Annotated in this window: 12 protein-coding genes; 7 read left to right on the top strand and 5 right to left on the bottom strand. The window is 37.9% G+C overall.

Annotated elements, in window-relative coordinates; genetic code table 11:
* The first annotated feature begins 22 nt into the window (after nucleotides 1-22).
* Nucleotides 23-1789, top strand: a complete 1767-nt coding sequence (sppA, locus tag EYS08_RS05780) for a signal peptide peptidase SppA (RefSeq protein WP_131029050.1) — start codon at nucleotides 23-25, stop codon at nucleotides 1787-1789.
* A 264-nt stretch (nucleotides 1790-2053) separates the two neighbouring features.
* On the opposite strand, the gene EYS08_RS05775 is transcribed toward sppA, so the two are convergent.
* Nucleotides 2054-2680: a hypothetical protein gene (locus EYS08_RS05775; protein ID WP_131029048.1), complete on the bottom strand. Its 627-nt coding sequence runs from the start codon at nucleotides 2678-2680 to the stop codon at nucleotides 2054-2056.
* An 87-nt stretch (nucleotides 2681-2767) separates the two neighbouring features.
* Between EYS08_RS05775 and EYS08_RS05770 the strand changes: the two genes are divergently transcribed.
* The 6 genes from EYS08_RS05770 (at nucleotide 2768) to murA (ending at nucleotide 9439) form a co-directional block, all read left to right on the top strand.
* On the top strand, nucleotides 2768-4444 hold the full coding sequence (locus EYS08_RS05770; protein WP_131029045.1) for a helix-hairpin-helix domain-containing protein: 1677 nt from the start codon (nucleotides 2768-2770) through the stop codon (nucleotides 4442-4444).
* Between the two features lie 177 nt (nucleotides 4445-4621).
* Nucleotides 4622-5224, top strand: a complete 603-nt coding sequence (locus EYS08_RS05765) for a DUF4254 domain-containing protein (protein ID WP_131029044.1) — start codon at nucleotides 4622-4624, stop codon at nucleotides 5222-5224.
* A gap of 110 nt (nucleotides 5225-5334) precedes the next feature.
* On the top strand, nucleotides 5335-6366 hold the full coding sequence (locus EYS08_RS05760) for a glycosyltransferase family 9 protein (RefSeq protein WP_131029042.1): 1032 nt from the start codon (nucleotides 5335-5337) through the stop codon (nucleotides 6364-6366).
* The gene (locus EYS08_RS05755) at nucleotides 6359-6856 is read left to right on the top strand and encodes a SixA phosphatase family protein (protein WP_131029040.1); all 498 of its coding nucleotides are present in this window, start codon (nucleotides 6359-6361) and stop codon (nucleotides 6854-6856) included. The genes EYS08_RS05760 and EYS08_RS05755 overlap by 8 nt, the downstream gene beginning before the upstream one ends.
* A 486-nt stretch (nucleotides 6857-7342) precedes the next feature.
* Nucleotides 7343-8035 carry a DUF4290 domain-containing protein gene (locus tag EYS08_RS05750; protein WP_131029038.1) on the top strand — a complete coding sequence of 231 codons (693 nt, stop codon included), beginning with the start codon at nucleotides 7343-7345 and terminating at the stop codon, nucleotides 8033-8035.
* A 78-nt stretch (nucleotides 8036-8113) separates the two neighbouring features.
* A complete protein-coding gene (murA, locus tag EYS08_RS05745; protein WP_131029036.1) occupies nucleotides 8114-9439 on the top strand; it encodes a UDP-N-acetylglucosamine 1-carboxyvinyltransferase in 1326 nt (441 codons plus the stop codon).
* Nucleotides 9440-9737: 298 nt separating this feature from the next.
* On the opposite strand, the gene EYS08_RS05740 is transcribed toward murA, so the two are convergent.
* The 4 genes from EYS08_RS05740 to EYS08_RS05725 all read right to left on the bottom strand — a co-directional run.
* Complete coding sequence (locus EYS08_RS05740) at nucleotides 9738-11099, bottom strand: pyridoxal-phosphate dependent enzyme (protein ID WP_029277167.1); 1362 nt, start codon at nucleotides 11097-11099, stop codon at nucleotides 9738-9740.
* 156 nt (nucleotides 11100-11255) lie between these two features.
* Nucleotides 11256-12350, bottom strand: a complete 1095-nt coding sequence (gene dprA / locus EYS08_RS05735; protein ID WP_131029034.1) for a DNA-processing protein DprA — start codon at nucleotides 12348-12350, stop codon at nucleotides 11256-11258.
* Between the two features lie 51 nt (nucleotides 12351-12401).
* Entirely contained in the window at nucleotides 12402-12668 is a 267-nt protein-coding gene (locus tag EYS08_RS05730) for a hypothetical protein (protein WP_131029032.1), read from the bottom strand.
* A gap of 145 nt (nucleotides 12669-12813) precedes the next feature.
* Nucleotides 12814-13075: IS3 family transposase (locus tag EYS08_RS05725; RefSeq protein ID WP_131029031.1), on the bottom strand; the 262-nt coding region annotated here is incomplete at its 5' end.

Raw genomic sequence — 13075 nt, 5'->3', positions numbered from 1 at the left:
AACACAAAATTAAAACATTTAAATGAGAGAATTCTTTAAGTATTTATTTGCCTCTATGCTGGGCTTTTTCTTATCAATAGTAATTGTATTTGTGATCTGCTTCGTAGTTGTTGTGGGTCTAATATCTTCTATTGATAGCGACAAAACCGTCATTGTGTCTAACAATTCGGTACTATTCCTAAATTTAGACCAGGCCATTACAGAACGTACACCAAAAAATCCATTCGGAAACCTGCCAATTGTTGGCGGTGAAGAAAAAGATGGCATTGGCTTAAACGATTTCTTAAAAGCGGTACAAAAGGCCAAAACAGATGATAATATTAAATGCATCTACCTGAATGTGAGCAGTCCGAATGCGGGTTTTGCAACCTTGCGCGAGGTTAGGAATGCGTTGATCGATTTCAAAAAATCTCACAAAAAAATTATCGCTTACAGCGAAGTGTATACGCAGGGTGCTTATTATTTAGCTTCAGTTGCCGACAAAGTATATTTAAATCCCGAAGGCGCTTTAGAATTTAAAGGTTTTAGTTCTGAATTAACTTTCTTTAAAGGAACTTTAGAAAAAGTTGGTGTAGAAATGCAGGTTATCCGTGTAGGGAACTATAAAAGTGCTGTAGAGCCTTTTATTTTGGATAAAATGAGCGATTATAACCGCAAACAGGTTACAGCTTATGTTGGTGGTTTATACAATACCTTCCTAACCGATATTGCACAAAGCAGAAACATTCGAAAAGATAGTCTTTATAACATTGCCGATAATTACAAAGTACAACAGCCACAAGATGCCGTAAACTTTAAAATGATCGATGCCCTGAAATATAAAGATCAGATTTTAGAAGAGCTGAAGGGATTGTCTGGAAGAACCAGGGGTGAAAATATCCGTTCGGTTACGATTAACGATTATGCCAAAAACAATACAGATACTGGCGAAGGAAAAGATAAAGTAGCCGTAATTTATGCCAATGGCGAAATTAATGGCGGCGAAGGTTCTGACAACCAGATCGGTTCGGAACGTATTTCCAGGGCAATTAGAAAAGCACGATTGGATGACAACATTAAAGCGGTGGTTTTACGTGTGAACTCACCCGGAGGTAGCGCACTTGCTTCGGATGTGATCTGGAGAGAAATTGTATTGACCAAAAAAGAAAAACCAGTTATTGCATCGTTTGGCGATGTTGCCGCTTCAGGCGGTTATTACATTGGTTGCGCTGCCGACAGTATCTTTGTGCAACCAAATACCATTACAGGCTCGATCGGTGTATTCGGTATTATCCCGAACTTCCAAAATTTAATGACCAACAAACTGGGAATTACATTTGACGGCGTTAAAACCGGTAAATACGCAGATATTATGGCCACTAACCGCCCTATGACTGCAGGAGAAAGATTCATTATCCAAAATGAACTGAACAGAATTTATAGCGGTTTTGTAAGCCGTGTGGCAGATGGCAGAAAGAAAAGCAAAGCATATATTGATAGCATTGGCGGTGGCCACGTTTGGATCGGTACAGATGCCGTTCAAATTGGTTTGGCTGATAGAATTGGAAGTTTTAACGATGCCATTAAGGCAGCCGCTAAAAAGGCTAAATTAAAAAATTATAAGGTTGTAGAATATCCAGATGTAATTGATCCATGGAAATCGTTAATGGATGAGGGTACAGACAGGATTAAAACCTATTACACCAAACAAGAACTTGGCGATAACTATATGCTTTACCAACAAATGAAAAAGGTAATTGCAAGTTCAGGCATTCAGGCCAGAATGCCATTTGAAGCAGTTATTAAATAATAATTAAACCTTGTAGTGTTCTAAAACCTGCAAGGTTTAATATTAAAGTTTATTTCACTCTGGGTTTGCGTTAGGGATTGGAAGGGTTCAGTACCGATTTTCATCGGTACCGGAGCGAAGCGAAGCCCTGAAAAGCCCGCCCCTTGCGTAGCTTGGGTAACGCCAAAAAAAATAAGTGTTAGTTTTTTCCTTAAAAAATGATAATCAAATTAAGAATGGATTGAAAGACCTTTAGACCATACATTTTATTTCACTTTCTTCTTTCTACTCTATTAACTTCCACTCCGGGTGCAAAGTAAGATAAGTCGCATTAACCGGAATATTCACCTGATGAACCGTTAAGGAAATACTTTTCCCTTTTAAAAATTCAAAGCCAATTCCATCTTTTTTGGCATCGTAAACCGTAACGGTATCTTTATCTTCATTTAAATAAGCAGAAAGTTTTTCAATGGTTGGGAACTTCAATTTCGCATCTTCCAAAGTGCCACCAGTAGCCAGGCCATCCTTTGTTTTAAACTTATTGGAGGTAATTCTAATCTGTTTTACATCTTTTATACGCATACTGGTATCCCGATAAGAAGAATATACCGCAATTTCGTTGCGGTGTTTCGCGGTAGAATCGTCACTGTACCAAATTCCCCAGGCTTTTCCCATTGCGGCATCGCCGGCATTTGGCCTGCCTAATTTTTCACCAACCTCTTCCATATCCTCTCCAAGCGCAATTTCTCCAATCGACCGACCGGCGACAACCAGGAAGCGCTCATCAACATTTTGTGCTGGGGCTGATGCTAAATTACTTATTGAATCGGTATCGTGATCTGTTTTACTGGCAGATTGACAAGCGGCTACACTCATACTTAATCCCAAGAGGGCTAATTTTATAGATTTCATGATTGTAAAACAACAATTAATAAATTTGTGTTTTAATTTTATGAGCACAAGAAGGATTTGAGGCATTATTTCCTAATTTTACCCCTTATGGAAAACAAGACCATCGCCCGCACCTTACGCCTTTTATCGCAGCTTATGGAACTGCATGAAGAAAATCCCTTCAAAATTAAATCTATTGCAAACGCTTATTTTAAAGTAGATAAACTGCCTTTTGCATTAAAGGATAAACCTTTAGATGAGCTGGATAAAATTGAAGGTATCGGTAAAGGACTGGCTTCCAAAATCATTGAACTTCTACAAACAGGAGAATTAAAAGAGCTTAACGAAATTCGAGAAAAAACGCCCGAAGGTGTAGTAGAAATGCTGGCCATAAAGGGCATCGGACCGAAAAAAATATTCATTATCTGGCGTACCTTAGGAATAGAAAGTATTGGTGAATTGTATTATGCCTGTAACGAAAACCGCTTAATTGAAGCCAAAGGTTTCGGTTTAAAAACCCAGGAAGAAATTAAGAATGCAATCGAATTTAAACTCGCGGCCAATGGACGGTTTTTATATGCGCAGGTTGAAGGTTTTGCCAAAACTTTATTTACACAGCTTGCTGATTGGACTGGAAAAATTGACAACAGTGCACTTTTGGGTTTTGCCGGTCAGTACCGCCGCGCCTGTGAGATTATCGATGAACTGGAAATTGTGATCGGTGCTGAACAAATTGATACCCTGAAACAAAACTTGCCTGCTTTCGAAGCACTCTCTCTGGTTGAAGCAGAAAATTCTTTCATCTGCACTACTGAAGCTGGTTTCAGGATAAAAATTTATGCAGTTGAAAAAGCTGAATTTTATTTACAATGGTTCAAACACACAGGAAATACCGAACACGTAGAGCAGGTTTTAGCATTAGCAGGCAATGACCCTTTTACAAGTGAAGAAGAAATTTACAGCAAAGCAGGTTTATCTTTCATTGTTCCTGAACTTCGTGAAGATTTTGATGAAATTGAACTGGCGAAAGCAGGTAAACTCCCTACCTTAATCCAATATGAAGATTTAAAAGGCAGTTTGCACAACCACTCTACCTGGAGCGATGGCGTACACACCCTGGAGCAAATGGCTGTATATTGTAAAGAAAACTTAAATCTTCAGTATTTAGGAATCTGCGATCACTCTAAAACCGCTGTTTATGCGAAAGGTTTAAACGAGCAACGTGTTTTTGGTCAACACCAGGAAATTGACGAACTAAATAAAAAACTCGCTCCCTTTAAAATCTTCAAAGGTATTGAGAGCGACATTTTAAGTGATGGCTCATTGGATTATTCGGATGATATTTTAAAAACATTCGATTTTGTAGTGGCTTCTGTGCACAGCAATTTACGCATGGACGAAGCCAAGGCAACTGCACGTTTGCTGAAAGCTATTGAAAACCCATATACTACCATTTTAGGACACCCAACTGGCCGTTTATTGTTAAGCAGAGCCGGATACCCTATAGATTATAAAAAAATTATTGATGCCTGTGCGGCAAATAAGGTCGTGATCGAAATCAATGCTAATCCCTTACGTTTGGATTTAGACTGGCGCTGGCACCGTTATGCTTTAGAAAAAGGTGTATTACTTTCTGTAAATCCAGATGCCCATAGAACTGAAGGTTTCCATGATATGCATTATGGCGTTCTAGTTGCCCGCAAAGGTGGTTTAAGTGCTGATAAATGTTTAAATGCTTTTTCTTTGGAGGAGATTACTTCGTATTTTGATAGTAAGAAGGTTTAGGGTTTAGGGTTTAGGGTTTAGGGTTTAGGGTTTAGGGTTTAGGGTTTAGGGTTTAGGGTTTAGGGAAAACAGGCCCGAAGTCATCTTGTTTTAAATCTAACAAATAAATCGGTGCAATCTTAAAATCTGTGTAATCAACCCGTCAGGAAAAATCAATCTATTTAATATCTTTGCCCCATGATAAGTGAAATTGCCAACCGCATATTTAATCAAGTAATTACAGACTACCATAAGTTTGATGATATTGACCACCCGGTTGAAAACCCATATGATGCCGAAAGTTTAGAGCATCTCTTTTATGTTAAAAACTGGATCGATACGGCACAGTGGCATATGGAAGATGTGGTGCGTAACCCTCAGATTGATCCTGTTGAAGGTTTAAGTTGGAAAAGACGTATTGATGCACAAAACCAGGTACGTACCGATATGGTTGAGTTTATTGATGGTTATTTCTTAAATCTTTATCAGGGAATTTCGGCTTTGCCAGATGCAAAAATCAATACAGAAAGTCCAGCATGGGCGATAGACAGACTTTCTATCCTTGCATTAAAAATTTACCATATGCAGGAAGAGGCTGAACGCGAAAGTGCCTCAGCCGAGCACCGTGCGCAATGCCAGACTAAGTTAAATGTATTGTTATCACAACGCGAGGATCTTTCAACCAGTATTGATGAATTATTGGCAGATATTGAGGCGGGTAAAAAATACATGAAAGTATATAAACAAATGAAAATGTACAACGATCCGAGTTTAAATCCGGTGTTGTATAATAAAGGTTAAAGACTAAAGCTGAAAGGCTAAAGCGAAAAGTAAAGATTAATCATGCCAAAAGACACGAAAGAACACTAAGAAAAACTTGGTGCTTTTGTGTCTTTGTGGTAAATAAAAACATGGCATTAACCCAAAAAATTATTGTTTTACGCTTTTCGGCAATGGGCGATGTGGCCATGGCAGCCTCTGTTTTACACGAATTTTCAGAGCAGAACCCCAATACAGAGATCATCATGGTGAGCAGATCTGCTTTTAAGCCATTTTTTGATCGCATTCCGAACCTGATCTTTCACCCTATCGAGCCTAAAACTGTCCATAAAGGAATTGATGGTTTATACAAACTCTATCAGGAACTCCGCAGTTATAAACCAAGCGCAATAGCCGACCTGCATGATAATTTGAGGAGCAGGGCAATTTCTACTTTCTTCCGTTTAACGGGCACAAAGATTAGGCGGATAGATAAAGGAAGAGCAGAGAAAAAGAGATTAACACGTAACAATAATAAAGTTTTTAAACCCCTCAGAAAAACGGTAGAGCGTTATGCAGATGTTTTCCGCGAATTGGGATTTGCGGTTAAACTCAGTTATAAAATAAATAAATCCCCTCAGGAAATTCCAGCAAATGCACAAGATTTATTCGCCAATAAAGCGACAAAAAAAATAGGTATCTCCCCTTTTGCGCAACATGTTTATAAAGTATATGCTTTAGAAAAAATGGAAGCTGTAATTGCCTCGTTAAGCGGATTAGGTTATGAACTTTTCATATTTGGTGGTGGTAAAACAGAACAGGCAGCCGCCGAAAACTGGGCGAAAACGCATAAAAACGCTCATAATTTAATCGGTAATTTTAACCTAACGGAAGAGCTTGCCATTATCTCAAACTTGGATTTAATGTTAAGTATGGATTCATCCGGCATGCATATGGCATCGCTTGTTGGTGTGCCTGTAATTTCAGTTTGGGGACCAACACATCCATATGCTGGCTTTTTGGGTTACGGGCAATTGGAAAGCGACTGCATCCAGATTGATCACCCTAACCGGCCAAATTCTATTTATGGAAACAAACCCTGCCTTTGCGGTGTTGAAAACTGTATAGACTTAATTAAGCCTGAAACAATAGTAGATAAAATTAAAGAGAAATTAAATGGCTAAGCAATTACTTTTGGTTCGTCACGGCAAATCGGACTGGGGAAATTTAGATTTAAAAGATTTCGATCGACCGTTAAACAAACGTGGCAAAGAAAATGCACCAGAAATGGCAGAAAGATTGATTAATAAAGGCTTCAAATTAGATCTGATGGTAAGTAGCCCGGCGAAAAGAGCCAAATCTACAGCTAAATACTTCGCAGAAGCCTACAATATAGACCATATCCAATTTGAAGAATCTATTTACGAAGCCAATACCAGCGCCCTACTTAAAGTAGTTAACGGATTAAATAATGGCGCAGACCATGTAGTGATGTTTGGTCATAACCCCGGTTTTACAGATTTTGCGAACGAGTTATGCGATGCCGATATTTATAACATTCCAACTGCAGGCATGGTGTTAATTTCTTTTCCTTTTGATTCGTGGCAAATGGTAAGCAAAGGAACAGGAGCATTGGTGTTTTTTGATTACCCTAAGAATAGTGATGAAGTCTAAGGCTTTTACCATTAAGGGATAAAGAACATTAAGGTAAGTAGTTAATTACTTGCCACGGAAACACCGATTTACACGGAAATTATTGAGCGTTTGCATTAACTCATTACAGATTGGCTTTAGCCAACTGCATAAATACTTCTAACGCTTAGCTACATTTGGCGCTAGAAAGGTTTTTCCCGACAAGCACAATCTAACGCAAAATAAACCCGGTAGTAGCGGCAGCCCCCGATCCTTTATCGGGGCTATAGCGAATAACGGGACTGAATACGCCAAGAACTACTGAACGAATATTTCTAAAAAAAATATCACATCAATTTAAAACATCTTAAATCAGGTATGAATATCACAAATCAAATAATTTTATTACCTTTGAATATATAAAACGAAAATCTGGCAATAGACATTTCGGTGAATTCATAACCTAAACTCCTCTGGTTATTTCATAATTCGTATCGCCAGAAAATTTATCCATTAATTTATCTGTACATGAATTTTGACTATAATACTACGCGTAGCCATTTGATTTTATCGGAATATGGCCGTAACGTACAAAATATGGTGAAGTATATCTGCGAATTGCCCACCATTGAAGAACGTAATAAATATGCCCAGGCGGTTATCGACCTGATGGGTTTTTTGCAACCACATTTACGTGATGTTGCCGATTTTAAGCATAAACTTTGGGATCACCTGCACATTATTTCTGGCTACCAGATTGATGTAGACAGCCCATACCCAAAGCCATTAATTGAGAATGCTTACATTAAACCAGAGCCTCTGGCCTATCCTCAACAAAGAATTACCTATAAACACTATGGTAAAACCGTTGAGAATTTGATTGAAAAAGCCATGCGCGAGGAAAATGCCGAAATTAAAAAGGCAATGGTTCAAAGCATCGCAAATTTTATGAAAATGGCTTATGTTACCTGGAATAAAGATAATGTGAGTGATGATACCATTATTAAGGACTTAAAGTATCTTTCCGGCGGACTGTTATCACTTGATGAAGGTGTTAACCTGGCCAAGGTAGAATTTAGAGCGCAAAACCCTCGCCAAAATAATAACAACAATAATAACCGGGGCAGAAGCAACAATAATAACAACAACGGAAAAAACCGTCAAAATAACAACAATAATAATAACCGTCAACGCAACAACAACAATAAACCTAAATATTAAAGGTGAAGGGTAAAAGGCATAAGGTGGAAGGTTAAGGCCGACACTATTACTTGATACCTGATACTAAATACAAAAAATATGAACGCATTTGAAATAACAGGCGGAATTAAATTAAAAGGCGAAATTACCCCTCAGGGAGCCAAAAACGAGGCTTTACAGATTTTATCGGCTGTATTGCTTACTGAAAAGAAAGTAACCATCAGTAATATTCCCGACATTAAGGATGTTAACAAACTGATTGAGTTACTTGGCGATTTAGGCGTTACTGTTGAGCGCATCAATAAAGACACTTATACCTTTGAAGCTAAAAATATTGATTTGAATTTCTTTGAATCTGATACTTTTAAAGCTAAAGGTGGTGGTTTACGTGGTTCGATTATGATTGTTGGGCCATTGTTGGCACGTTTTGGTAAAGCGGCGATCCCCAAACCTGGCGGTGATAAAATTGGCCGTAGAAGACTGGACACACACTTTATAGGTTTCGAAAAATTAGGTGCAAAATTCGTTTACGACAGCAAAAAAGCTTTCTTTAATGTAGATGCAACCAATTTAAAGGGTGCATATATTTTATTAGACGAAGCATCGGTAACCGGAACCGCAAATATTGTAATGGCGGCTGTTTTAGCAAAAGGCACTACAACTATATACAATGCTGCCTGCGAACCGTATTTACAGCAACTCTGCAAAATGCTTAACCGCATGGGTGCAAAAATATCGGGCATTGGTTCTAACTTGTTGACCATTGAAGGCGTTAGCGTTTTAGGTGGAACTGAGCACAGAATGTTGCCAGATATGATCGAAATTGGCTCTTTTATTGGTATGGCTGCCATGACGGAGTCAGAAATTACTATTAAAGATGTTTGTTATGATGAACTGGGTGTAATACCAGAGGTTTTCAAAAAACTGGGTATTAAATTAGAGCGCCGCGGCGATGATATTTATGTTCCTTCTCAAAAACATTACGAAATCGATACTTTTATCGATGGTTCGATTTTAACCATTGCCGATTCTCCTTGGCCAGGTTTTACGCCTGATTTATTGAGCATTGTTCTGGTTGTGGCTACACAGGCAAAAGGAAACGTTTTAATCCACCAGAAAATGTTCGAAAGCCGTTTATTCTTCGTGGATAAATTGATCGATATGGGTGCTCAAATCATCTTATGCGACCCACACCGCGCAACCGTTAATGGCATTGATAAAAAATATAAACTTCGTGGAATCAGCATGACTTCTCCTGACATTAGAGCTGGAGTTTCATTGTTAATTGCAGCTTTATCTGCTGAAGGCAAATCGACCATTTACAACATCGAACAGATTGAACGTGGCTATCAGGATATCGACACCCGTTTGCGTGCCTTAGGCGCACAGATTAAGCGCGTAAATGCTGATGCACCGAGTCATTAAGGTAGAAGGTTTAGAGGTATAGGGTTTAAGGTAAAACCCAAAGCGAAAATAGCATAAATAAGAACGTCCGGGTAATAATTACCCGGACGTTCTTATTTTGGTCACTTTTTAAGGGAAATCGTCATGCTGTCCCGAAGCTTCGGGATCAGCATCTATTAGTCTTAACATTAAGACCCTGAATAAATGAGAGTAACGACCAAGAGATTACTTCTGGATCAGCATCTTTCATGCTATAAAGATCCTGAAACAAGTTCAGGAGGACGATCGCAGGAATTAAGCCATTATCCACCTTACACCATTACCCTGATATTGCGTTAATAATATCGTATTGCGTGATAATTTCGATCTTTCCTGATTCATCTTCTACTAAAACGGCCGAGTTTTCTTTATTGATCAATGAAGATATTTTATCAATTGAGGTGTTCAAATCAACAAATGGGAAAGTAGCTGTCATAATTTCTGAAATCGGCGCCGATTTCAAGCCTGGATTTTCAAGTAATGCACTTAAAATATCACTCTCTGCGATTTTACCTACAATCATTCCTTGTTGCGTTACCGGAATTTGAGAGATATTCATCGATTTAATTGTATTGATGGCCTCAAGCACCGATTTTTGTGCATCAAGTGTTACAATCTCTGTACTTTCTTTTTTAGCCAGGATAGATTTAGCAGTTAACTTTTCATCCTGTAAAAATCCGCGTTCGCGTAACCAATCTTCATTATACATTTTACCCATGTAACGACTGCCATGATCGTGAAAAATAACGACAACAACATCTTCAGGCTTAAGTTTATCTTTTAGCTGAATTAATCCGCCAATGGCGGCACCGGCAGAGTTACCCACGAAAATACCTTCTTTACGCGCAATATCGCGTGTCATTAAAGCAGCATCTTTATCTGTAACCTTTTCGAATAGGTCGATTACATCAAAATTTACGTTTGCCGGAAGGAAATCTTCGCCAATACCTTCTGTGATGTATGGATAAATTTCATCTTTATCAAATATGCCTGTTTCTTTATATTTCTTGAAAACCGAGCCATATGTATCAATTCCCCAGACTTTAATATTCGGATTCTTTTCTTTCAGATATTTTCCCGTTCCAGAAATGGTTCCACCAGTACCCACACCAACTACTAAATGGGTAATTTTACCTTCCGTCTGCTCCCATATCTCAGGACCAGTTTGCTCATAATGAGCCTGTGAGTTCGCTAAATTATCATACTGATTAGGTTTCCATGAATTTGGCACCTCGCGCTCTAAACGCGAAGAAACAGAATAATAAGAACGGGGATCTTCAGGCTCAACATTTGTAGGACAAACGATAACTTCGGCACCAAAGGCACGTAAAGCATCAACTTTTTCTTTCGATTGTTTATCAGTAGTGGTAAAAATACATTTATAACCTTTAATAATGGCCGCCATAGCCAGGCCCATACCTGTATTTCCGGATGTTCCTTCTATAATTGTTCCACCTGGTTTTAGTTTACCACTTTTCTCGGCATCTTCAATCATTTTAACCGCCATACGGTCTTTAATTGAATTGCCTGGATTAGTAGTCTCTATTTTCGCCAGAATTGTTCCCGGAACTCCTTTTGTTATCGTATTTAATTTTACCAATGGCGTGTTGCCAATGGTTTCTAAAATATTATTGTACCACATATTGCAAAATTAAGCAATGGCATTAAGTATTTTATAAACTATATTTTATTTAAAACATAATTCCGAAAATAATAAATTAAAAGAATTTAATTCCATAATCTATAATTATGATAGGCATTATAGATTGATTATTGGGCAAAATGCAATTTCAATTTCTTATAAGAGCTTATATATCTTTCCTGGTAGCGAAACAATAATCCCCTGCATCTCTAATGTAAGGATTACGATCGCCAGTTTACTTTGCTGAATATTCAGTTGAATGCAAAGCTCATCTATAGAAAGTTGGCCGCTTTGTAATGCATCAACAACCCGCTGTTCGTTAGGGGTAAGGCTAAGGTGTAGCGTGGTTTGCGCCTCCTTTTTCTTTTCTCCTACCTCATCATCCCAACCCAAATAATAAATCAGATCATGAGCATTATTTATTAATCCGGCTCTATTGGTTTTAATCAGGAAATTACAGCCTTCCGAAAAAACATCATTTGTTCTACCCGGAAAAGCATATACATCTTTATTGTAAGAATTTGCAATTTCAGCGGTAATTAAGGCACCTCCCTTTATTGATGCTTCAACTACAATGGTAGCATCTGCAAGCCCTGCAATAATCCGGTTTCTTTGTGGAAAATTAGGCCGATCAGGATTGGTTAGGGTTGGGAATTCGGTGAGCAGGCTTCCATTCAGAACCATTTTTTGAGCAATTGTTTTATGAATTTTTGGGTACATCCGATCTAAGCCATGACCAAGCACACCAACTGTAGGAATATTATTTACCAAGCATTCTTTATGGGCCGTTATATCAATACCATAAGCCAAGCCACTCACTATCAAAACATTGTATGGCGCTAAAACTTCGCACAATTCTTTACAGAGATTTTTCCCGTAGCTTGTTGCATTACGGGTTCCAACGATGCTGATGATGCGCTGATGGTTAAAATCAACTGTACCTTTGGCATAAAGCAGTATTGGCGAATCGATGCAATTTTTTAACCTTTTAGGATATTTTTCGTCAGAGAAAAACAATACTTCTATTCCATGTTTTTCGATAAAATCTAATTCTTGCCGGGCTCTTACCAGAGCATCGGTACTACGAATGGCTTCAATTGTTTTCTCTCCAATACCCGGAATCTGCAAAAGCTGCTTTTTGCTTGCAGAAAATATATTTTCGGCACTTCCACAATAGGCAAGAAGATTTTTAGCCGTTACCGGACCGATAGATTTAATAAATGTTAAGGCAATTTTATGGAGCATGCTCATGATCTGATAAGGTTAAATAAATGCGGGATGATTTATTTCCTTAAAGCAAGCTTAAAATTCAATATCGATTAAACTTTTTAACGGAATATGAATATTATTCTTTAGCTGTATATATTTTTCTGTAACAGCCCAAACTGTAGTATCAACACGTTTTGGACCAATGGTAGTATTAAAAGTAATGACGGCTTTTGATTTAAACTCATTACCCAGCCGTTGTGCCTCATCAAGTTTTGTTTTTAATTCAGTAGTATGATCTTCTTTTGCATTGATGATGTTTAAATAACTAATATGTTCCTTTTCTACAATTTCTATTGGCATGGTATCTCTTTAACGATTAATGTTAAACAAGCTTATCAATTTTTTATAAAAAAAACAACACTTATTTCTCAAATAATGCAGTAATCACATAAAAAAGGCCAGATTTGAAATTGGACTGACCCCCAAAGGTTGGACAAGTTAAAAATTAATTACATTGGTGAGCTCGATATTTTATCGGGCTCATTCCATTTAGATTTAGTTTGATCCTGTCGTTATTATAGTAATAGATATACTCTTCGATATCTTGTTTTAACTGGTTGATATCATTATACTTTTTAAGATAGAAAAGTTCAGATTTTAACGTTCCAAAAAAGTTTTCAATGACCGCGTTGTCCAAACAGTTCCCCTTCCTTGACATACTTTGTCTTATTCCTTTTTTCTTAAGCAGATATTGGTATTCTTTCATT

The organism is Pedobacter kyonggii (assembly GCF_004310665.1).
Classification (GTDB): Bacteria; Bacteroidota; Bacteroidia; order Sphingobacteriales; family Sphingobacteriaceae; genus Pedobacter; species Pedobacter kyonggii.
This window is presented reverse-complemented; position numbering and strand designations above follow the sequence as displayed.